Raw genomic sequence first — 22,728 nt, forward strand, 5'->3', positions numbered from 1 at the left:
CATGGGATTTGAAGCGAAGGGTGTGTTGCTGACTGCGGGGGAGCGTTATGGAGGCAACCCCACCAGCCACACCCCGGCACACAATGTTCCCGCTGTGGCTGCTGCCTTCCGGCTCTGACCAGGTTCACGGGTAATCGTTGCGGGGGGACCGATGGGGTCACCATAACGACGCTGGCCTCTCGGCAAGCGGGGCCATTGTACCGATCTGATCGGAAGTTACAACCGTTGGTTCCGGATTAAAAACATTCGATGGTTCAAGCACTTGCCTACCGGCTCCCACCATTCCCTGCAGGAGCGAGCTTGCTCGCGAAAAAATTCACAGACCCCACGCACATCCAGAACACCCGCGCCCTTCACGAGCAAGCTCACGCCTACAAAAGAACCGCCTCATCCGCCCTGCCACCCTCTTCCTGGATCACCAGGTGTATGAAGTGCAATTTGGCGATCACCGCCGGCGGCAGCACAAAGGGGTAGAAATCCGGCTGGCCCATGGCACGGGACAGTTCATTGAGCATGCCGGCCAGTTCGATCCAGGCGTTGACGAATGCCAGGAACGCCGGGCCACTGGCGTGTTCGGGATCATAGAGGGTGGTGAGCGGAAACGGCTGGTAATCCAGGTCCATCTCGCGGGCGCTCATGCCAAAGCCCAGGGCCGTGTCGACGGCATCCATCATGTGCAGGTAGTGCGCCCAGGTTTCGGCCCAGTCTTCCCAGGGGTGCATGGTGGCGTAGGCGCTGACGCAGTTTTGTTGCCAGTCGGCACGCGGGCCGTTCTGGTAGTGCTGGTCGAGGGCGTCGGCGTAGCTGGCGCGTTCGTCGCCGAACAGGTTGCGAAAAGGCTGCAGCCAGTGGCTGTTGGCGATCAGGCGATCCCAGTAGTAGTGGCCGACCTCGTGGCGAAAGTGGCCAAGCAAGGTGCGGTAGGGCTCGCGCATCTGTACGCGGACTTTTTCGCGATGGGCATCGTCGGCCTCCTTGATGTCCAGGGTGATCAGGCCATTGGCGTGGCCCGTCATCGGCGCGTTGCCTTCAAGGTCGATACCGACGAAATCGAAGGCCAGGCCGGCGTCTTCGTCGACACTCCTGGGCACGACGCGCAGGCCGAGGCTGATCAGTTGCGCCACCAGCCGGCGCTTGGCGGTTTCCACCTTGCACCAGCGTTCGTGGTTTTCCGGGATCGACAGGTCCGGGATGGTGCGGTTGAGACTGCAGGCCACACACAGCGCTGCGGTGCTATGGGCGGGGATCAGCCAGTTGCAGGCCGCCGGGGTGTCGAGGTTGGCGCAACGACGGAAGGCGCCGGCGTCGAGGTTATCGTCCTGCAGCCAGGTGTCTTCGACGGGGCCGGGCTGCAAGGAGGCCAGGCGGCTTTGCTGGGGCTGGTAGCCGAGCAACGCCTGGCACGCCAGGCATTGGCTGTTGCGAAAGAACAGCGACTGCCCGCAACGGCATTGCCAGACCTTGCTGCTGCGCGAGGTGTCGGCCATGAACGGTGCGGCGATGCGCGAACTGAGTTGCTCGAAGTAGCGGAACATGGCGATCTCTCTCTGGGTGACTGAGACTAGATCATTTAGAGCTTGGGATCGTTCCACTTTCCGCGATGGCGGTGGGTCAGTTGGCATAGGGGTCTACTGATCCGCCGCTATCGCAGGCAAGCCAGCTCCTACAGGGGAGCTGCGCTTAACTGACTGGCATCAGGGCAAGCCCGCTCATTACAACGTCAATCAATTGGGATGTTGTGATCGGTCAAAAAGCCCACGAACTGCGCTTCGTCCATCACTTTCAGGCCCAGCTCGCTGGCCTTGGCCAATTTGGAACCGGCTCCCGGACCGGCCACCACGCAATGGGTTTTCGCCGAAACGGAACCCGCCACCTTGGCGCCCAGGCTTTCGAGTTTTTCCTTGGCCACGTCGCGGCTCATGCGCTCCAGGGTGCCGGTCAGGACCCAGGTGTGCCCGGCTTCGGACAAGCCTTCGACAACTTTCTTCTCGCTGTCCCAGTGCATACCGAAGTCCTTGAGTTGCTGCTCGATGGCCTGGGCATGGCGGGCATTCTCCGAGTTGTCGAAGAACTCGCGCACGGCCTTGGCCTGCTTCTCCGGCAACGCTTGACGCATGTCGAGCCAGTCGGCCTTGATCACGCCTTCGAGGGTGGCGAACTTGTCCGCGAGTTTCTGCGCGGCACCCGGCCCGACGCTGGGCACATTCAGCTTGTCAAGCAAGCCGCCCAAGGTGGTGCTGGCGGCGAAATCGGCGCTCAATTCGCCCTGCTCCTGCAATTGCAGGTCGCATTCGTGCGGCGACAGCAGTGCGCCGATCACCTGTCGGTTGTGGCTGTCTTCAAAGAAACTGTGGATCTCGTGCGCCACTTCCAGGCCCACGTCGGGCAAGTACGTCAGCACTTCGGGCAAGGCCTTCTGCACGCGCTCCAGGGAGGCCAGGGAGCGCGCCAGCACCTTGGCGGTCTCCTCGCCCACGTCGGGAATGCCCAGCGCATAGATAAAACGCGCCAGGGTCGGGCGCTTGCTGTTTTCGATGGCGGTGATCAGCTTCTTGCTGGAAACATCGGCAAAGCCTTCCAGATCGATGATCTGCTCGTACTTGAGCTTGTACAGGTCGGCCGGCGAGCCGATCAGCTTCTCGTCCACCAGTTGCTCGATGGTCTTGTCGCCCAGGCCGTCGATGTCCATGGCCCGGCGCGAAACGAAATGGATAATAGCCTGCTTGAGTTGCGCGCCACAGGCCAGACGCCCGACGCAACGGTACACCGCGCCCTCGCTGACGGTTTCCTTGCCCTTGCTGCGCTTGACCAGTTGCGTGCGTTCCACATGGGAACCGCACACCGGGCAACTCTCGGGGATCTGCACCGCGCGGGCATTTTCCGGGCGCCGCTCGCTGACCACCGACACGACTTGCGGGATCACATCACCGGCACGGCGGATGATCACGGTATCGCCGATCATCAAGCCCAGGCGCGCCACTTCGTCCATGTTGTGCAAGGTGGCGTTGGATACGGTCACGCCGGCGACCTTGACCGGTTTCAAGCGTGCCACCGGCGTTACGGCACCGGTACGGCCGACTTGGAATTCCACGTCGAGCAGCTCGGTGAGTTCCTCCATGGCCGGGAATTTATGCGCGATGGCCCAGCGCGGCTCGCGGGCGCGAAAGCCCAGTTCACGCTGGGAGGCGATGCTGTTGACCTTGAACACCACGCCGTCGATTTCATACGGCAGGCTGTTACGCCGCGCGCCGATATCGCGGTAGTAGTCCAGGCAATCTTCAATGCCCTTGGCCAGCTTCAACTCGTGGCTGATGGGCAGGCCCCACTTCTGCAACTGCTTCAGGTTGCCGATGTGGGTGTCGCTGATGTCGGCGGTCACCTGGCCGATGCCATAGCAGCAGAATTCCAGCGGGCGGCTGGCGGTGATCTTCGAGTCCAGCTGGCGCAGGCTGCCGGCGGCGGCGTTGCGCGGGTTGGCGAAGGTCTTACCGCCCACTTCCAGTTGCGAAGCGTTGAGCCGCTCGAAACCGGCCTTGGACATGAACACTTCGCCGCGTACTTCCAGGGTCGCCGGCCAGCCGGTGCCGTGCAGCTTCAACGGAATATTGCGCACGGTGCGCACGTTGACGCTGATGTCTTCGCCGGTGGTGCCGTCGCCACGAGTGGCGCCGCGTACCAGTTCGCCGTCCTGGTACAGCAGGCTGACCGCCAGGCCGTCCAGCTTGGGCTCGCAGCTGTATTCCACCGCAGCACCGCCGCCAAACAGATCGCCCACCGGCAGGTCGAGGCCTTCGGTGACCCGGCGATCGAATTCCAGCATGGTGGCTTCATCGAAGGCGTTGCCCAGGCTGAGCATCGGAATCTCATGGCGCACCTGGGTGAACGCCGACAGCGCCGCGCTGCCGACCCGCTGCGTCGGCGAATCACGGGTTACCAGTTCCGGATGTTCGGCTTCCAGAGCCTTGAGTTCGTGGAACAGCCGGTCATACTCGGCGTCGGGAATACTCGGCTCGTCGAGCACGTGGTAACGGTAGTTGTGCTGATCCAGTTCAGCGCGCAGTTCGAGGATGCGGGTGTGGGCGGCGGTCATGGGTGTTCTCTCATAAAGCAAAAGAGCAGCCGAAGCTGCTCAAATGTTGGTGCGCTTATTCTATCGACAACGCTGGAAGCCAATCCTCAGCGTTTCTGTGTCAGGGCGCGACGCTCGAACTCGACGATGCGCTGACGGTAGTGTTCGATGGTCTGGGCGGTCAGCACACTGCGCTGGTCGTCCTTGAGCTCGCCGTTGAGCTCCTGGGACAGTTTGCGGGCGGCGGCCACCATCACATCGAACGCTTGTTTCGGGTGACGTGGACCTGGCAGGCCGAGGAAGAAGCTCACTGCCGGGGTGCTGAAATGGTCGATATCGTCCAGATCGAAAGTGCCCGGCTTGACCGCATTGGCCATGGAGAATTGCACTTCGCCATTGCCGGTCATGCTTTCGTGGCGATGGAAGATATCCATCTCGCCAAAGCGCAGGCCGCTTTCGAGGATGTTCTGCAGCAAGGCCGGGCCTTTGAAGCCGGCGGCGTCGCGGCAGATCACGCTGATCACCAGCACTTCTTCGGCGGCAGGCTGATCGTTGACCGATTGACGCGCCGAACTCTTGCCTGCGTTTTCATCCGGGAAATCGTCGTCGCGACTGCTGAAGCTCGGCCCCTCTTCCACATCGAGGTTCAAGTCCCCCTGATGCGGCTCGGCGGCGGCGCTGGCGCGCTTGCCACGCTTGGAAGACGGTTCACGGGCTTCACGCACCGGCGCGCTCATCGACGGCAGGTCGTGTTCGTCCAGTTGCGGCTCTTTATGGGTATCCAGCACACGAGGCGGACCCAGCAGCTCGGCGCTGCCGTCGTCGTCGGGCAAGTTGGACAGGTTGCGGTCCAGACGGAATTTGAGCTTGCCCTTGCCACCGCGCATGCGGCGCCAGCCATCAAAAAGAATACCGGCAATGACAATTATGCCGATGACGATCAGCCACTCGCGCAGACCGATTTCCATGTAATCCCGTGCCTCTAATAAAAAATGCTGAAAAATAAGGGGTTTAGCACCGTGCAAACCGCTTTAAAACGTGGCGCCAACTCTATGTTCTGACTGACGTTTTGCCCACGCATACGAAAAATTGACATTAAATTAGCACAGTTGGCGGGAAGTGTGTCGGATTGGTCACTTTCGACACACTGGGCATCCCGCGTACAGGGCCAACTGGTTGTGAGCTGTGAGCTTCAAGCTTCAAGCTCAAGCCAACTCGCTTGCAGCTTATAACTTGCAGCTCACAGCTCGCCGCTAGGCGTCCACCATCTTCATCGCTTCTTCCACATCCACCGCGACCAACCGCGAACAGCCCGGTTCATGCATCGTCACCCCCATCAGTTGATCGGCCATTTCCATGGCGATCTTGTTGTGGGTGATGTAGATGAACTGCACGGTCTGGGACATCTCCTTGACCAGTCGCGCGTAGCGGCCAACGTTAGCGTCATCCAAGGGTGCGTCCACTTCGTCGAGCATGCAGAACGGCGCCGGGTTCAACTTGAAGATGGCAAATACCAGGGCCAATGCGGTCAGGGCCTTTTCGCCGCCGGACAACAAATGGATGGTGCTGTTCTTCTTGCCCGGAGGCCGCGCCATGATCGTTACCCCTGTATCGAGTAGATCTTCGCCCGTCAGTTCCAAGTAAGCGCTGCCACCGCCGAAAACTTTTGGAAATAACGCCTGTAAACCGCCATTAATCTGATCAAAGGTATCCTTGAAGCGGTTACGGGTTTCCTTGTCGATCTTGCGGATCACGTTTTCCAAGGTGTCCAGGGCTTCGACCAGGTCGGCGTCCTGAGCATCCAGATAACGTTTACGCTCCGATTGTTGCTGGTATTCGTCGATGGCGGCGAGGTTGATCGCGCCGAGCCTTTGGATACGCGCGGCAATCCGCTCAAGTTCTTCTTCGGCGTCTTTCTCGTTGGCCTGGGCAGTCAGGGTGTTGAGCACGCCATGCAGGTCGTAGCCGTCTTCGAGCAATTGGTCTTGCAAGGTTTTGCGCCGCACGGTCAGGGCTTGCCATTCCATGCGCTGCTGTTCGAGCTGGCCACGGATCAGTTGGGACTGTTGCTCGGCCTGGGTCCGGCGCTTCTCGGCGTCGCGCAGCTCACGGTCGGCGTCTTCCAGGGCGATCTGCGCGGTCTTGAGTTCTTCGTCGACGGTCATGCGCTTGTCGAGCAACTCTTCGAGCTTGAGGCGCAACTCTTCAAGCGGCGCTTCGCCCTCCTCCAGGTTGAGGCTCAGTTGCTCGCGCTTTTCGGTCAGGCGTTCGGACTGCATTTCCAGGCGTTCGAGCGCCTGGCGCGTGGAGTCGTGCTGGGCGCGCAACGAGCCGAGGCGCACCGCCAATTGGTGCGCGTGGTCCTTGTGCTGACGGGCTTCCTGGCGCACGCGGTCGAGGCGTTCGCGCAGGTTGTCGCGCTGGGCCAGCAGTTGTTCGCGCTGCTCGGTGTCCAAGGCCATGCTGTCGAGGGCTTCCTGCAAGTGCAGGCGCGCCTCGCCGATCTGTTCGTGCTCCAACGCACGCTGCTCGCCCATCTCCGCCACTTCTTCGTCGAGACGGGTGCGACGCAGGGTCAGTTGCTCGGCCTTGGCCTTGCTCGCCGACAACTGGGCCTTCAATTCGCCTTGCTGGCGCGCTTCGTCCTGTAACAGGCGACGCAGGTGTTCGCGGCCGGTCTCTTGCTGGCGCTGGGTGGCGCGCAGGGTTTGCAGTTCGGTTTCCAGGCTGTCGAGGGTGGCTTCGCGCTCTTCACGCTCGGCAATCAGGTTGACGATTTCCTGGCCACGGGCCAATACGCCGCTTTCTGCTTCACTGGCACGACGCACCCGCAGGAAATGGCGGCCGACCCAATAACCGTCGCGGCTGATCAGGCTCTCGCCAGCGGCCAACTGGCTGCGCTGCGCCAACGCCTGCTCAAGCGATTCAACCGGCTTGACCTGACCCAACCAGGGCGACAGATCAATCGCGGCCTCGACCTTGTCCAGCAGGCTGCCCGGCACCCGCGCGCCATCGGCGGCGGGGCTGAGCAGACGCAGATCGCCCTGGGCAAACCCGGCCAGGTCAAAGCCGCCAAAATCATCCACCAGCACCGCTTGCAGGTCGGCGCCCAAGACGGTTTCCACCGCCAGTTCCCAACCCGCTTCCACCTTCAAGCCTTCCGCCAGGCGCGGGCGCTCGGCCAGGTGCTGGTCGCGCAGCCATTCGGCGGTGCCGGTGCCTGGGTCCAGCGCGGCTTGCTGCAAGGCTTCCAGGGAGGCCAGCCGGCCGTTGAGGCGCTGCAAATCGCCCTGGGCCTGCTGTTGGGCCTGGGTCGCCTGTTGCAGCTGCTGGCGCAGATGTTCCAGGCGCTCCACTTGCTGTTCTTCGCTGGCCTCGAGCTCTTCCAGGGTCATTTCGCTTTCGGCCAGTTGCTCGTTCAGCGCCATGATCGCCGCGTCTTCCGGGTCGGCGGCGAGCAGCACGCGCTCTTCCTGCAGGCGACGCTGGCGTTCGGCCAGGCGCTCCATGCTGGTTTCCAGTTGCTGGATGCGTGATTGCTGCACCTCGGCCTGGCGGCGCGGTTCGGCCGACTGCAGGTTGAAGGCGTCCCACTGTTCCTGCCAGCCGTGCATGGTGGTTTCCGCTTCTTCCAGGGCGGCGGCGGCTTCTTCGGCGGCGGCGCTGGTGATCTCCTGCTCGGGGGTGAGCATGTCCAGCTCTTCGCCGAGGGTCAGCAGCAAGGTGCGGTCGTGCCCCAGGTGGGACTCGGTCTCCAGGCGCGCGCGTTCGGCTTCCTTGAGGTCATCCTGCAACTGGCGCAGGCGCTGCTGGCCGTGCTGGATGCTCTGCTCCACGCGGGCGATATCGCCGCCCACCGAATAGAAGCGGCCCTGCACCAGATTGAAGCGCTCGGACAGGTCATGGTGCCCGTCACGCAGGCGCTCGATGCTGGCGTCGGCGTTGCGCTGCTCGGCCACCAGGGCTTCAAAGCTGATTTCCTGGGTGCCGATGATCGCTTCGCGCTGGCCGACCTGGTCATTCAGCGCCTGCCAGCGCAGGGCCGACAGTTGAGCCTTGAGCTGGCGCTCCTCGCCCTTGTACTCCTGATACTTCTCGGCCGCCTGCGCCTGGCGGTGCAGGCGCTCCAACTGGCGCTCCAGCTCTTCGCGCAGGTCGGTCAGGCGGGCGAGGTTCTCATGGGTGCGGCGGATGCGGTTTTCGGTCTCGCGGCGGCGTTCCTTGTACTTGGAGATGCCGGCCGCTTCCTCGATAAAGTTGCGCAGGTCTTCGGGCTTGGCTTCGATCAGCTTGGAGATCATGCCCTGCTCGATGATCGAGTAGCTGCGCGGGCCCAGGCCGGTGCCGAGGAAAATGTCGGTGATGTCGCGGCGCCGGCACTTGGTGCCATTGAGGAAGTAACTGTTCTGGCTGTCGCGCGTGACCTTGCGGCGGATGGAGATTTCCGCATAGGCCGCGTATTCGCCGATCAACGTGCCGTCGGAGTTATCGAACACCAGTTCAATGCTGGCCTGGCTCACCGGCTTGCGGCTGGTGGAGCCGTTGAAGATGACATCGGTCATCGACTCGCCGCGCAGGTTTTTTGCCGAGCTCTCGCCCATCACCCAGCGAACGGCGTCGATGATGTTCGACTTGCCGCAGCCATTGGGCCCGACCACTGCCGCCATGTTGCTGGGGAAGTTCACCGTGGTCGGGTCGACGAAGGATTTGAACCCCGCCAGTTTGATGCACTTGAGCCGCACGCTTAGGCGCCCGTCAACGCAGCGATGACCAGCGAGCTGCTGCGCTGGCAGTAGGCCGACAGCACCTGGCGAATCCGCGGCAGGTCACGGTCCAGCACGGCGGCGAGCAGTTGCTCGAACAACGCCAGGTACTCGCTCATGGAGGCCTTGCGCTGATCCAGGGCCAGGTAATAGGCGCGGTTCATCGCCGGTTGCAGATTCTCGACGGTTTCCTGCAGGTACGGGTTATTGGCAAACGGGTACGCGGCGCGCATCACGTTGAAGCATTCTTCGACAAAGGCACGGATGTCCTGACGCTCGAAATTGCCCACCAGGCGCTGCTGGATCTGTACGAACGGCGCCATATCGGCCTGGGTCTGCCAGCCCTGGGCGACCGCATTGCCCAGCAGGATATACAGCTCGCTCATCAACGTGCACAGGCTCTGCACCTTGTGCGCGGTGAGTTCAGTGACGTGGGCGCCACGGCGCGGCAGGATCGCGATGAGGTGACGGCGTTCGAGGATCAGCAGGGCTTCGCGCACGGAGCCACGGCTGACATTGAGCGCCAGCGTGACTTTCTGTTCCTGGATCCGTTCCCCAGGCTTGAGATCGCCGCGAATGATGCGTTCGGCGAGGTGATGAGCGATTTGCTCGGCGAGACTGTCCGGCGCCTTGAACGTCATGTTTTCCCTTCAAAATCTTCTATCGGTACAAGCGCGGCAGTGTAGCGCATTGGCCCCCTGATGGCGCTACGCCCAGGGGGGCGAATTTGGCATGAAATAAGCAACCGTGAACAGCCACAAGCCGCCAAAAACGCCGGTTCCAGAAGACTGGACCATAATTGAATGTGTTGTCAGCGCATTTTCTTGACCCTTAAGTCAGAAAACAATTGACCGAAAAGTCAGACATGACTAGATTCGGCGCAAAGCGGTTAACAACAATAATGAGTCTGCGAGGCCTTCCGTGATCCAGTTTTTACTCAACCAGGAACTCCGTAGCGAGCACGCCCTGGACCCCAACGTGACCGTGCTCGACTATCTGCGCGAGCACTTGGGCAAATCCGGCACCAAGGAAGGCTGCGCCAGCGGCGACTGCGGTGCGTGCACCGTGGTGGTCGGCGAGCTGCATGCGGACGAGCAAGGCGCCGAGCAGATCCGTTATCGCAGCCTCAACTCATGCCTGACCTTTGTGTCGTCATTGCACGGCAAACAATTGATCAGCGTCGAAGACCTCAAGCACCAGGGCCAGCTGCACAGCGTGCAACAGGCCATGGTCGCGTGCCACGGTTCGCAATGCGGCTTTTGCACCCCAGGTTTCGTGATGTCGTTGTTCGCCCTGCAAAAGAACAGCAACGCCCCCGACAGCCAGAAAGCCCATGAAGCCCTGGCTGGCAACCTGTGCCGTTGCACCGGTTATCGCCCGATTCTCGCCGCCGCCGAACAGGCCTGCTGCAATAAACCCCTGGACCAGTTCGACAGCCGCCAGGCCGAAACCATCGCTCGCCTCAAAGCCATCGCGCCAACGCAGACCGGCGAGCTGAACAGCGGTGACAAGCGTTGCCTGGTGCCGCTCACCGTGGCCGACCTGGCCGACCTCTACGATGCCTACCCCCAGGCCCGGCTGCTGGCCGGCGGCACCGACCTGGCGCTGGAAGTCACGCAGATGCATCGCACCCTGCCGGTGATGATCTACGTCGGCAACATCGAAGAGATGAAGCGCGTCGAAAGCTTCGACGACCGCCTGGAAATCGGCGCCGCCACCGCCCTCTCCGATTGCTATGAAGCGCTGCATCACGCCTACCCGGACTTCGGCGAGCTGCTGCACCGCTTCGCCTCGCTGCAAATCCGCAACCAGGGCACCTTGGGCGGTAATATCGGCAATGCCTCGCCCATCGGCGATTCGCCACCGCTGCTGATCGCCCTGGGCGCGCAGATCGTGCTGCGCAAGGGCGAGACCCGCCGTACCCTGGCGCTGGAAGACTACTTCGTCGACTACCGTGTCACCGCGCGCCAGGACAGCGAATTCATCGAGAAAATCATCGTACCCAAGGGCCACGCACTGTTCCGGGCCTACAAGGTCTCCAAGCGCCTGGACGATGATATTTCCGCCGTGTGCGCAGCCTTCAACCTGACGCTCGATAACGGCGTGATCCGCGCAGCCCGTGTCGCCTTCGGTGGCATGGCCGCCACGCCAAAACGCGCAAAAAACTGCGAGGCCGCATTGGTCGGCGCTACCTGGAATTGCGCCACCGTGGAAAAAGCCTGCGCGGCCCTGGCCGAGGACTTCACTCCGCTGTCGGACTTTCGCGCCAGCAAGGAATACCGCCTGCTCAGCGCGCAGAATCTGCTGCGTAAATACTTCATCGAACTGCAAACGCCGCACATCGAGACTCGGGTGACCGCTTATGTCTAACCATCACGCCGTGGAAAAAACCCAGGCCGAACTGGCCGCGCTGTTCGCCCAGGACCTGACCTGCGGAGTCGGTCGCAGCGTCAAGCATGACAGCGCCGCCAAGCACGTCAGCGGCGAGGCGCAGTACATCGATGACCGCCTGGAATTCCCCAACCAGTTGCACCTGTATGCGCGCCTGTCCGACCGCGCTCACGCGCAGATCATCAGTATCGACACCACGCCCTGCTACGCCTTCGACGGCGTGCGCATCGTCATCACCCACGAAGACGTACCCGGCCTGAAGGACATCGGCCCGCTGTTGCCCGGCGACCCGTTGCTGGCCATCGACACGGTACAGTTCGTCGGCCAGGTGGTGCTGGCCGTGGCCGCCCGCGACCTGGAGACCGCACGCAAAGCCGCGATGGCCGCCGTGATCGAATACCAGGACCTGGAGCCGGTGCTGGATGTGGTCGAGGCCTACCGCAGGAAACACTTCGTGCTCGACAGCCACACCCACCAACGCGGTGATTCGGCGACCGCGCTGGCGACGGCGAAAAACCGTCTCCAGGGCACGCTGCACATCGGCGGCCAGGAACACTTCTACCTGGAAACCCAGATTTCATCGGTGATGCCCACCGAAGACGGCGGCATGATCGTCTACTGCTCCACGCAAAACCCCACCGAAGTGCAGAAGCTGGTGGCCGAAGTGCTGGACGTGTCGATGAACAAGATCGTGGTCGATATGCGGCGCATGGGCGGCGGTTTCGGCGGCAAGGAAACCCAGGCCGCCAGCCCGGCATGCCTGTGCGCGGTGGTCGCGCGCCTCACCGGCCAGCCGACCAAGATGCGCCTGCCACGGGTCGAAGACATGCTGATGACCGGCAAGCGCCACCCCTTCTATATCGAATACGACGTGGGCTTCGACGATAACGGCCGCCTGCACGGTATCCACCTGGAACTGGCGGGCAACTGCGGCTGCTCGCCGGACCTCTCCAATTCGATTGTCGACCGTGCGATGTTCCATGCCGACAACTCGTATTACCTGGGCGATGCCACGGTCAACGGCCATCGCTGCAAGACCAACACCGCGTCCAACACGGCCTATCGCGGCTTTGGTGGCCCGCAAGGCATGGTCGCCATCGAGGAAGTCATGGATAGCATCGCCCGCCATCTGGCGCTGGATCCGTTGGCGGTGCGCAAGGCCAACTACTACGGCAAGACCGAGCGAAACGTCACCCACTACTACCAGACCGTCGAGCACAACCTGCTCGAAGAGATGACCGCCGAACTGGAAGCCAGCAGCCAATACGCCGAGCGCCGCGAAGCGATTCGCCGCTACAACGCCAACAGCCCGATCCTGAAAAAAGGCCTGGCCCTGACCCCGGTGAAGTTCGGTATTTCCTTCACCGCCAGCTTTCTGAACCAGGCCGGTGCACTGATCCATATCTACACCGACGGCAGCATCCACCTGAACCACGGCGGTACCGAAATGGGCCAGGGCCTGAACACCAAGGTCGCCCAGGTGGTGGCCGAAGTGTTCCAGGTCGACATCGACCGCGTGCAGATCACCGCCACCAATACCGACAAGGTCCCCAATACCTCGCCGACCGCCGCCTCCAGCGGTGCGGACCTGAACGGCAAGGCCGCGCAGAACGCCGCCGAAACCATCAAGCAGCGCCTGGTGGAATTCGCCGCGCGCAAGTACGAAGTCAGCGAAGCCGATGTGGAATTCCACAACGGCCATGTGCGCGTGCGCGAGCACATCCTGAGCTTTGAGACGCTGGTCCAGCAGGCCTATTTCGCCCAGGTGTCGCTGTCGAGCACCGGATTCTACAAGACCCCGAAAATCTTCTATGACCGCAGCCAGTCCCGTGGCCGGCCGTTCTACTATTTCGCGTTCGGCGCGGCCTGCTGCGAAGTGATCGTCGACACCCTGACCGGCGAATACAAAATGCTGCGCACCGACATCCTCCACGACGTGGGCGCCTCGCTGAACCCGGCCATCGACATCGGCCAGGTCGAAGGCGGCTTCATCCAGGGCATGGGCTGGCTGACCATGGAAGAGTTGGTGTGGAACGACAAGGGCAAGCTGATGACCAACGGCCCGGCCAGCTACAAGATCCCGGCCGTGGCCGATATGCCATTGGACCTGCGGGTGAAACTGGTGGAAAACCGCAAGAACCCGGAGGACACGGTGTTCCATTCCAAGGCCGTGGGCGAGCCGCCGTTCATGCTGGGCATCGCGTCGTGGTGCGCGATTAAGGACGCGGTGGCGAGCCTCGGGGACTATCGCCACCAGCCGAATATCGATGCGCCGGCCACGCCGGAGCGGGTGTTGTGGGGGTGTGAGCAGATGCGCCAGTGGCAGGCGGCGAAGTCTGTTGAGACTGAAACCGAGATGGCTTCGCTCTAAACCGAGGCACTGCCTTCGCGAGCAAGCCCACTCCCACATGGGAACGCATTCCAAATGTGGGACTTGCTCGCGAAGACGGCCGAACTGACAACAGAAATGTTGAGGAAAACATGAACAACTGGATCAGCGCCCTCGCCCACCTGCAAACCTGCGGCGAACCCTGCGTGCTGGTCACCATCATCGAAGAGCTCGGCTCCACGCCGCGCAACGCCGGTTCGAAGATGGTCATCAGCGCCGCCCGAACCTTCGACACCATCGGTGGCGGGCACCTGGAATACAAGGCGATGCAGATCGCCCGGGACATGCTCGCGCGTGGCCAGCAGCACACTCACCTGGAGCGCTTCAGCCTCGGCGCCAGCCTGGGCCAGTGCTGCGGCGGGGTGACCGTGCTGCTGTTCGAACCCATGGGCCAGGTGCAGGCGCACATTGCCGTGTTTGGTGCCGGCCACGTGGGCCGCGCGTTGGTGCCGTTACTGGCGAGCCTGCCGTGCCGGGTACGCTGGATTGATTCGCGTGACCAGGAGTTCCCGGAACATATCCCCGAGGGCGTGCGTAAAATCGTCAGCGAAGAGCCGGTCGACGAAATTGCCGACCTGCCGGTTGGCAGCTACTGCATCGTCATGACCCACAATCACGCGCTGGACCTGGAACTCACCGCCGCCCTGCTCAAACGCAATGACTTCGCCTACTTCGGCCTGATCGGCTCGAAGACCAAGCGCGTCAAGTTCGAACACCGCTTGCGCGATCGCGGCTTCGACGCCGCGCAGTTGCAACGCATGCGCTGCCCCATGGGCCTCAGCGAGGTGAAGGGCAAATTGCCGGTGGAAATCGCCATCTCCATCGCCGGGGAAATCATCGCCACTTATAACGCCAACTTCGGCCAGCACACTGCGGGCGCCGAACCCATTGCCAAACTGTTGCCGGTGTCACGCCGCAGCCAAGCCACGAATTGAGATAACCATGCCTTTGACTCGCAAAGCCTACCGTGCCGCTATCCTGCACAGCATCGCCGACCCCGCCATCGTTGGGATCGAAGCGTCCTACGAGTACTTCGAAGACGGCCTGCTGGTGATCGATAACGGCCAGATCAGCGCCATCGGTCATTCCAGCGACCTGTTGCCGACCCTGCCGGCGGATATTGACATCACCCATTACCAGAACGCGCTGATCACCCCTGGCCTGATCGACACCCATATCCACCTGCCGCAGACCGGCATGGTCGGCGCCTATGGCGAGCAGTTGCTGGATTGGCTCAACACCTACACCTTCCCCTGCGAACGCCAGTTCGCCGACAAGGCCCACGCCGAAGAAGTGGCGGCTATTTTTATCAAGGAACTGCTGCGCAACGGCACCACCACGGCACTGGTGTTTGGCAGCGTGCATCCGCAGTCGGTGAATGCCTTCTTTGAAGCGGCGCAGAAACTCGACCTGCGCATGATCGCCGGCAAGGTGATGATGGACCGCAACGCCCCGGACTACCTCACCGATACCGCCGAATCCGGCTACCAGCAAAGCAAGGCACTGATCGAACGCTGGCATGGCAAGGGCCGCCTGCACTACGCGGTCACGCCCCGCTTTGCGCCGACCAGCACACCGGAACAACTGGCGCTGGCCGGGAAACTGCTGGGGGAATACCCCGACCTGTACATGCAGACCCACATCAGCGAGAACCAGCAGGAAGTCGAGTGGGTGAAAGCGTTGTTCCCGGAGCGCAGTGGCTACCTGGACGTGTATGACCACTACAAGCTGCTAGGCGAACGCTCGGTGTTTGCCCATGGCGTGCACCTGTGTGATGAGGAGTGCGCGCGGTTGGCGGAAACCGGCTCCGCAATCGCCTTTTGCCCCACCTCGAACTTGTTCCTGGGCAGTGGTTTGTTCAACCTGCCGATGGCAGAAAAGCACAACGTGAACGTGGGCCTGGGTACCGACGTCGGCGGCGGCACCAGCTTTTCGCTGCTGCAAACCCTGAACGAAGCCTACAAGGTCATGCAGTTGCAGGGCGCGCGGTTGAGCCCGTTCAAGTCACTGTACCTGGCAACCCTGGGCGGTGCCCGAGCGCTGCGGTTGGAGGACAAAGTCGGCACCTTGCACCCCGGCACGGATGCGGACTTTCTGGTGCTGGACTACAACGCCACGCCGCTGCTCAGCTATCGCTTGAAGCAGGCCAAGGATATTGCCGAGACGTTGTTTGTGCTGATGACGCTGGGGGATGATCGGACGGTGTTGCAGACGTATGCGGCGGGCCAGCTGGTGCACCAACGCTGATTTCAAATACAGCGCCAAACCAATGTGGGAGCGGGCTTGCTCGCGAATGCAGGGTGCCAGTCACCCAAAATGTTGACTGACGCACCGCATTCGCGAGCAAGCCCGCTCCCACAATGTTGTCCAGGGCGAACCCGGAACATTACAACTTGATAGACGAGCGCCCTGGCTTCTTGGTCTGCAACAGATGCGAGAACACCGCATGCAAATCATCCGACGCACTCTCCTCATCGAGGTTGAGCTTGCTGTCGATGTGATCCATGTGATGCATCATCAGGTTCACCGCCAGCGCCGCGTCCCGCGCTTCGATCGCATCGATCAACTGGGTGTGCTCATCGTAGGAGCAGTGCGAACGGTTGCCGCTTTCGTACTGGGCGATGATCAACGAGGTCTGGGACACCAGGCTGCGTTGGAAGCTGATCAGCGGTGCGTTTTTCGCCGCCTCGGCCAGCTTGAGGTGAAATTCGCCGGAGAGGCGGATACCGGCGCCGCGATCGCCACGGGAGAAGCTGTCGCGCTCATCGTTGACCATCTGGCGCAACTCGGCCAGTTGCTCGGCCGTGGCATGCTGCACCGCCAACTCAGTGATTGCCCGCTCCACCAGGCGCCGGGCCAGGAACACCTGGCGGGCTTCCTCCACGCTTGGGCTGGCCACCACCGCACCGCGATTGGGCCGCAGCAACACCACGCCCTCATGGGCCAGGCGCGACAGGGCGCGACGAATGATGGTGCGGCTGACGCCGAAGATTTCGCCCAGTGCCTCTTCGCTCAATTTGGTGCCGGGTGCCAGGCGTTGTTCGAGGATGGCCTCGAAGATATGCGCGTAGACGATATCGTCCTGGGTCCCGCTGCGACCGGGCTTGCCGGCTCGCGGTTGTTTCTTGAGAGGTTGCAACTGTTCGTTCATGGGCACTCGGGTCGGGAGAACGGCGGCGAATTGACGGTAATACGGCAACACCGGCGCGCTGGCAAGTATCACCTGAAAACAGCGCACATTGTACACAACCCATTGCGCCAACACACTGTACGGCTGTTTGCGGTCCCGGCTGTATTGCAATGAGTCGCTGCGTTTGAGTTTAGGCTTGAATCTGCGCCGTCACCGGCAAAAACCAGGTAAAAGGAACACCTCTCCATGACCGACGCCACCCAAGCGCCGCTGCGCCCGCTGGCCGACACTTCACCTGCGGCCATCGTTGCCGGCTTCATCGCCATGATGACCGGCTACACCAGCTCCCTGGTGCTGATGTTCCAGGCCGGCCAGGCCGCCGGCTTGACCACCGCGCAGATTTCATCCTGGATCTGGGCGCTCTCCATCGGCATGGCGGTGTGCAGCATCGGCCTGTCGCTGCGCTATCGCACGCCGATCACCATCGCCTGGTCCACGCCGGGCGCGGCGCTGTTGATCACCAGCCTGGGCGGCGTGAGCTATGGCGAGGCCATCGGGGCCTACATCACCTGCGCGGTGCTGGTGACGATTTGCGGGATGACCGGCAGCTTTGAAAAGCTGGTCAGGCGTATTCCGGCGTCACTGGCGGCTGCGTTGCTGGCTGGGATTCTGTTCAAGATCGGCAGCGAGATTTTCGTCGCCGCGCAGCATCGCACCGGCCTGGTGCTGGGGATGTTTTTCACTTACCTGATCATCAAGCGCCTGTCGCCACGTTATGCGGTGCTCGCTGCGCTGGTGATCGGCACCGCGCTGTCGGGGCTGATGGGGTTGCTGGATTTCAGCGGCTTTCACCTGGAGGTGGCGACGCCGGTGTGGACCACGCCGCACTTCTCATTGGCGGCGACCATCAGCATCGGCATTCCGCTGTTCGTGGTAGCGATGACGTCGCAGAACATGCCTGGGGTCGCGGTGCTGCGGGCCGATGGCTATAGCGTACCGGCCTCGCCGCTGATTACCGTCACCGGCCTGGCGTCGCTGGTGCTGGCGCCATTCGGCTCCCACGGCATCAACCTGGCGGCGATCAGCGCGGCGATCTGCACCGGGCCCCATGCCCACGAAGACCGTAACAAGCGCTACACGGCGGCGGTCTGGTGCGGGGTGTTCTACGGGATCGCCGGGGTGTTCGGCGCGACCTTGGCGGCACTGTTCGCCGCTTTGCCCAAGGAGCTGGTGCTATCGATTGCAGCATTGGCGCTGTTTGGCTCGATCATCAATGGCTTGAGCGTGGCCATGAATGAACCGAAGGAACGGGAAGCGGCGCTGATCACCTTTATGGTCACTGCGTCTGGCTTGACGCTGTTTTCCATCGGCTCGGCGTTCTGGGGGATCGTGGCGGGGGTGTTGACGCTGCTGATTCTGAACGGGCGTAGGTAAAGATTAGCTGCAAGCTGCAAGCTGCAAGCTGCAAGCTGCAAGCTGCATGAGCTTGCGGCTTGCGGCTTGTAACTTACCGCTTCAATCCTTGGAATTGATCGGCTTTTCCGGGTACCACACGTCCAGCAGCGGGCTGACTTCAGCCTTGGTCAGCTCGGAACGGGTTTTCAGCCAGGCTTCGACAGCAGCGCGCTGCTCTTCGGATACCGAGCCACGCTTCTGCAGGCAAACCAGACCGTAGTCATCGCCGCCGACATAGCCCAGACCGTTGGCTTCCATGGCTTCTTTGATGAATGCTTCGAGGAAAGCGTCGATAGCTTCTTCACTCAGGCCTTCTTTGAAGTCCAGGTTCAGTTCGAAACCCAGCTCTTGAAATTCATCTACGCACAGTTTTTTGCGCAGACGCTGGGAACGGTTAGTCGCCATTGGAACAATCCTCATAAGTAATAACGGGCGGCACTTTAGCAGTTTAAGACGGCGATTGCCCGACTCTCTGGGACAGGCGGCACGTCACCTGCAAAAAAACGCTGATTCCCGGCTATCGTTCAGCCACAAGTGCCGTTACCTTGGGGCATAATGCCGACACTTTCATGACTACTGAGGGATTTTCATCCATACCCCTCGCCTTTTTCACCCTCCTCAGCAGAAGGGTTTCACTTCTTATGATCAAGTCTTTACGCCCATTGTTGCTTGCCGGCTTTCTATTGCCACTGGCTTTCTCCGTTAGCGCCGCCCCGATCAACAACACCCTGCCCCCCAATGTTCAGCAGGCGCTGGCCAAAGCCAAGATGCAAAACACCGCGCTGTCCCTGGTGATGATCCCCCTGAACGGCCCTGGCACTCCCACCATCTTCAACGCCGACGTGTCGGTGAACCCGGCCTCCACCATGAAGCTGGTCACCACGTACGCGGCCCTGGAAATGCTTGGCCCCAACCATCAGTGGAAAACCGAGTTCTACACCGACGGCACCCTCAGCGGTGGTGTGCTGCACGGTAACCTCTACCTCAAGGGCGGTGGCGACCCGAAGCTGAACATGGAAAAACTCTGGTTGCTGATGCGTGACCTGCGCGCCAACGGCGTACAGCAAGTCACCGGCGACCTGGTGCTGGACCGTGGTTTCTTCATCCCGCCGCAATTGCCGGAGTTCAATGACGACGGCAATGATGAGAACAAGCCGTTCCTGGTCAAGCCCGACGCCCTGCTGGTCAATCTCAAGGCTTTGCGTTTTGTGACCCGCAATGATTCCGGGCGCGTGCTCGTGTCGGTCGAGCCGCCGATTGAGAGCATTCACATCGATAACCAGGTCAAGGTCTCCAACGCCAAGCAATGCACCGGTGATGTGCGCTACAACCCTGTTACCGCCGCCGATGGCAGCGTGACCGTTACCGTCAGCGGTCAGTTGGCCGATGGCTGCAGCTCACAGACGTATCTGTCATTGCTGGACCACGCCACCTACACCGCCGGTGCGGTGCGCGCGATCTGGAAGGAGTTGGGCGGCAGTATCCAGGGCCGTGATATCCAGGCGCAGGTGCCCAAGAATGCCAAGGTGCTGGCCCGGGCGTTCTCGCCGGACCTGGCGGAAATCATCCGCGACATCAACAAATACAGTAACAACACCATGGCCCAGCAGCTGTTCCTGAGCCTGGGCGCGCAGTTTCGCAATGATGCCGATGGCGACGATGCCAAGGCCGCGCAACGCGTCGTGCGCCAGTGGCTGGCGAAAAAAGGCATCACCGCGCCGCACCTGGTGATGGAGAACGGCTCCGGCCTGTCCCGCGCCGAACGGGTCAGCGCCCGCGAGATGGCGGCCATGCTGCAAGCCGCCTGGAGAAGCCCCTACGCTGCCGAATACATCAGCTCGATGCCGATTGCAGGCACCGACGGCACCATGCGCAAACGCCTGAAGACCACCGCCATGCGCGGTGAGGCCCACGTCAAGACCGGCACCTTGAACACCGTGCGCGCCATCGCCGGGTTCAGCCGCGACAACAACGGCAATACCTGGGTGGTGGTGGCTATCCTCAACGATCCAAAGCCATGGGGCGCCTCTTCTGTGCTGGACCAGGTGCTGCTGGACCTGTACCGCCAGCCTAAATTGACGGCGGCTGCGTCAGTGCTCTGAGGTATGACAAGGGCTTGCCTGCGATGGCGGTGTGTAGGAGCGAGCTTGCTCGCGAAAAACGTCAACGATAACGCGGGAAACCTGATCCCCCGCAGCGTTCTCGGGTTCTTCGCGAGCAAGAACTAGGCGTCCCCCTGAACTGGTCAAGTATTCTTGGACACCATTTAAGGTTCACGCCGCCAGTCTCTCCCTGACGACCGGAGACCGGTAATCGTTGTAACTGTGAGGCCTGGTGATGTTGTAGCGCGAGACATAACGCTGCACGTCCGCTCGGGCCTCATGTTCTGATGCGTAACCCGTCTCGGGCACCCACTCTGATTTCAAACTTCCGAAGAAGCGCTCCATCGGAGCGTTATCCCAGCATTCGCCTTTACGGCTCATGCTTTGCCGCAGGCCATGCTCCAGCAGCTCATTCCTGAACTTATGACTGGTGTACTGACAGCCTTGGTCTGAATGAAACAGCACCTCTTTAGGACGACCTCTGAGCTCAACCGCCATCCGCAAAGCCTCGCAGGTCAGCGTGGCATCGGAAATCATCGAAAACGACCAGCCCACGATCCGACGGGCGAACAAATCCAGAATCGCAGCGAAATACAGCCATCGCTTGCCGACCTTGATGTACGTCACGTCGCCACACCACACCTGATTGACCGCCGTGACATCAAACTTACGTTTGAGCACGTGCGGTGCCACCAAAGCTTCCACACCGGGCGATTTGTACTTATGGCGTCGGCGCTGGCGGCTGGCGATCCCCGCTTCGCGCATCAAGCTGCGAGCCAAGTACCGGCCGATGCGATGCCCTTTCTCTTGCAGCTCCTTCGCCAAAGTCCTCGCTCCCGCAGAAGCCCGCGATGCCTTGTGATGCTTGACCAGCGCGGCTTTAAGCTTCTCTCGCTGAGGATTAGCCTTACCTTGGCGCTGACGCCAAGCGTAAAAGCTGCTGCGGTTGACGCCGAACGCCCGGCAACACCGATTAACGCCGTACTGCTCGTCCAGCTCATCGATCAGCGTGAATGATCTTTGGCGTCCAAAAGCAGGAGAGCACTGGCCTTCCTAAGAAACACCCTCCAGTGGTTGCAGCGTAAAACCAAACTCAGCCGCGCGTCGGTGTAGGCCTTTGACGACTCGCTCGCGATATTTTTGCTCATAGTGATCTGCTCCAGGGTCTTGATAATTCATGCCGAAACGCATGGCGTTGTAGAACAGGATCGCGATCTTTCGAGCGGTAGCCGTGACCGCCTTGGCTTTGCCGATTCGCGCCGCGAGCCGCCGATAAAACGCCCCCAATGCGGTATTGGTTCTGCCGACCGTCACTGCGGCTAAGCGCAGATGGGCGGTCACTCGATTTTTGGTCTTGCGGGTATGGGCCGAAAGTACCTTGCCGCCACTGATGCGACAGCCGGGTGCAAGGGTGAGCCAGGAAGTGAAATGGTGACAAGTCCGCCATCGACTCAGATCCGTGCCACACTCGGCGACCAGCCGAAGAGCCAGGTAGGGGCCGATGCCGTGGATCTGGGTCAGATCAACACCGACCAGTTGATAGAGCAAGGTACGTACATCGAAATTGAGCGCGTTGGGTTGCCGAGTGTTATGCCGTGGTTTTGGCAGCGGCTCAGCGGGCAATGTCTTTTCCTGCGAGAGCTTAATCAACGTTTGTGCAATCTGCTGGTCGCAAACCAGTAGCTGCGCTTGATAAGCGTCATACATGGACAGCGCCTGCGTCAAAGCGAAAACGTGCTCGGGCTGGTAGTTGCCGACCAGCGATGCCTCAATCACATCAACACCTGCCTTGCAGCGCTTGTCACTCAGCGCCGCTAACGAGGAGGGGTTGCGCTCGCCTGCGACGATGGCGCGAATTATCCGCATCCCCGACAAGCCGGTGATATCGGCCACGACGTGATGCAATTGCAGGTTCATGTGCGTGAGAGCTTTTTGCATGTGCTGAATATGCGCCGCGGCATAATCGAGATGACGCTCCCGCAGCCGCAAATAGCTGCGCAAAGCCGAAATCTCACGATCAGGGTGAAAGCTGGCTCGAAGCAGCCCACATGCATGGAGTCGTTGAATCCACTGTGCATCATTCACATCGGTTTTGCGCCCTGGCACCGCACGGGCATCACGCGCATTGGCGAGTACGACCTGAAGGCCGTGCGCTTCCAGTATTTCGTAAACCGGAATCCAGTAAACGCCTGTTGATTCCATGGCGACCGTCGTTATCCCAAGACTTACCAGCCAGTTGGCCATGCGCTCGAGATCGGCAGTGAAGGCCTGGAAAGTTTGAACGGATTCTTTGGCCAGGTCTGCAGGAACGGCCACCACATGAAAGCGTGAGCCAATATCAATGCCGGCTGCGTAATCATGAATAACCGGTAACCCACGCTGCTTCAGATCATGCTTTTTCATGAGCACCTCCAGTCAAGTTGAACTGG

At 61.3% G+C, this 22,728-nt stretch carries 15 protein-coding genes and 1 other RNA gene; 6 read left to right on the plus strand and 10 right to left on the minus strand.

Going from position 1 to position 22,728, the window contains the following annotated elements; genetic code table 11:
- Positions 1-57 precede the first annotated feature (57 nt).
- The 6 genes from ffs to AB4O05_RS24970 form a co-directional block, all read right to left on the minus strand.
- Positions 58-154, minus strand: an RNA gene (gene ffs, locus AB4O05_RS24945) — signal recognition particle sRNA small type.
- A gap of 217 nt (positions 155-371) precedes the next feature.
- Entirely contained in the window at positions 372-1,535 is a 1,164-nt protein-coding gene (locus AB4O05_RS24950; protein ID WP_460134777.1) for a zinc-binding metallopeptidase family protein, read from the minus strand.
- 185 nt (positions 1,536-1,720) lie between these two features.
- Positions 1,721-4,090, minus strand: coding sequence for an NAD-dependent DNA ligase LigA (gene ligA / locus AB4O05_RS24955; protein WP_460134776.1), 2,370 nt, complete (start codon positions 4,088-4,090; stop codon positions 1,721-1,723).
- 86 nt (positions 4,091-4,176) lie between these two features.
- Positions 4,177-5,037: a cell division protein ZipA gene (zipA, locus tag AB4O05_RS24960; protein ID WP_460134775.1), complete on the minus strand. Its 861-nt coding sequence runs from the start codon at positions 5,035-5,037 to the stop codon at positions 4,177-4,179.
- A 285-nt stretch (positions 5,038-5,322) separates the two neighbouring features.
- Positions 5,323-8,811: a chromosome segregation protein SMC gene (gene smc / locus AB4O05_RS24965; RefSeq protein ID WP_460134774.1), complete on the minus strand. Its 3,489-nt coding sequence runs from the start codon at positions 8,809-8,811 to the stop codon at positions 5,323-5,325.
- Positions 8,812-8,813: 2 nt separating this feature from the next.
- Positions 8,814-9,473, minus strand: coding sequence for a GntR family transcriptional regulator (locus tag AB4O05_RS24970; protein ID WP_460134773.1), 660 nt, complete (start codon positions 9,471-9,473; stop codon positions 8,814-8,816).
- A 280-nt stretch (positions 9,474-9,753) separates the two neighbouring features.
- Here AB4O05_RS24970 and xdhA point away from each other — a divergent pair, with 280 nt between their 5' ends.
- The 4 genes from xdhA (at position 9,754) to guaD (ending at position 15,859) form a co-directional block, all read left to right on the plus strand.
- Positions 9,754-11,202 (plus strand): xanthine dehydrogenase small subunit, encoded by a 1,449-nt coding sequence (xdhA, locus tag AB4O05_RS24975; RefSeq protein WP_460134772.1) that lies wholly within the window; start codon positions 9,754-9,756, stop codon positions 11,200-11,202.
- The gene (gene xdhB, locus AB4O05_RS24980; RefSeq protein ID WP_460134771.1) at positions 11,195-13,594 is read left to right on the plus strand and encodes a xanthine dehydrogenase molybdopterin binding subunit; all 2,400 of its coding nucleotides are present in this window, start codon (positions 11,195-11,197) and stop codon (positions 13,592-13,594) included. The genes xdhA and xdhB overlap by 8 nt, the downstream gene beginning before the upstream one ends.
- Positions 13,595-13,704: 110 nt before the next feature.
- On the plus strand, positions 13,705-14,547 hold the full coding sequence (gene xdhC / locus AB4O05_RS24985) for a xanthine dehydrogenase accessory protein XdhC (protein ID WP_460134770.1): 843 nt from the start codon (positions 13,705-13,707) through the stop codon (positions 14,545-14,547).
- A 7-nt stretch (positions 14,548-14,554) separates the two neighbouring features.
- Complete coding sequence (gene guaD, locus AB4O05_RS24990; protein ID WP_460134769.1) at positions 14,555-15,859, plus strand: guanine deaminase; 1,305 nt, start codon at positions 14,555-14,557, stop codon at positions 15,857-15,859.
- A 139-nt stretch (positions 15,860-15,998) separates the two neighbouring features.
- On the opposite strand, the gene AB4O05_RS24995 is transcribed toward guaD, so the two are convergent.
- The gene (locus AB4O05_RS24995; protein WP_460134767.1) at positions 15,999-16,763 is read right to left on the minus strand and encodes a GntR family transcriptional regulator; all 765 of its coding nucleotides are present in this window, start codon (positions 16,761-16,763) and stop codon (positions 15,999-16,001) included.
- 225 nt (positions 16,764-16,988) lie between these two features.
- Between AB4O05_RS24995 and AB4O05_RS25000 the strand changes: the two genes are divergently transcribed.
- Positions 16,989-18,176, plus strand: a complete 1,188-nt coding sequence (locus AB4O05_RS25000; RefSeq protein WP_460134766.1) for a benzoate/H(+) symporter BenE family transporter — start codon at positions 16,989-16,991, stop codon at positions 18,174-18,176.
- Between the two features lie 81 nt (positions 18,177-18,257).
- Here AB4O05_RS25000 and AB4O05_RS25005 read toward each other — a convergent pair whose 3' ends face one another.
- The gene (locus AB4O05_RS25005; RefSeq protein WP_460134765.1) at positions 18,258-18,602 is read right to left on the minus strand and encodes a YggL family protein; all 345 of its coding nucleotides are present in this window, start codon (positions 18,600-18,602) and stop codon (positions 18,258-18,260) included.
- 236 nt (positions 18,603-18,838) lie between these two features.
- On the opposite strand from AB4O05_RS25005, the gene dacB reads away from it, so the two are divergent.
- Positions 18,839-20,299, plus strand: coding sequence for a D-alanyl-D-alanine carboxypeptidase/D-alanyl-D-alanine endopeptidase (gene dacB / locus AB4O05_RS25010; RefSeq protein WP_460134764.1), 1,461 nt, complete (start codon positions 18,839-18,841; stop codon positions 20,297-20,299).
- Positions 20,300-20,470: 171 nt separating this feature from the next.
- On the opposite strand, the gene AB4O05_RS25015 is transcribed toward dacB, so the two are convergent.
- Together AB4O05_RS25015 and AB4O05_RS25020 are read right to left on the minus strand one after the other, a co-directional pair.
- Positions 20,471-21,307, minus strand: coding sequence for an IS3 family transposase (locus tag AB4O05_RS25015; protein ID WP_460137525.1), 837 nt, complete (start codon positions 21,305-21,307; stop codon positions 20,471-20,473).
- Positions 21,308-21,352: 45 nt separating this feature from the next.
- The gene (locus AB4O05_RS25020) at positions 21,353-22,702 is read right to left on the minus strand and encodes an IS110 family RNA-guided transposase (protein WP_126587413.1); all 1,350 of its coding nucleotides are present in this window, start codon (positions 22,700-22,702) and stop codon (positions 21,353-21,355) included.
- Positions 22,703-22,728: the final 26 nt, after the last annotated feature.

It is taken from the genome of Pseudomonas sp. S1_G07 (assembly GCF_054668565.1).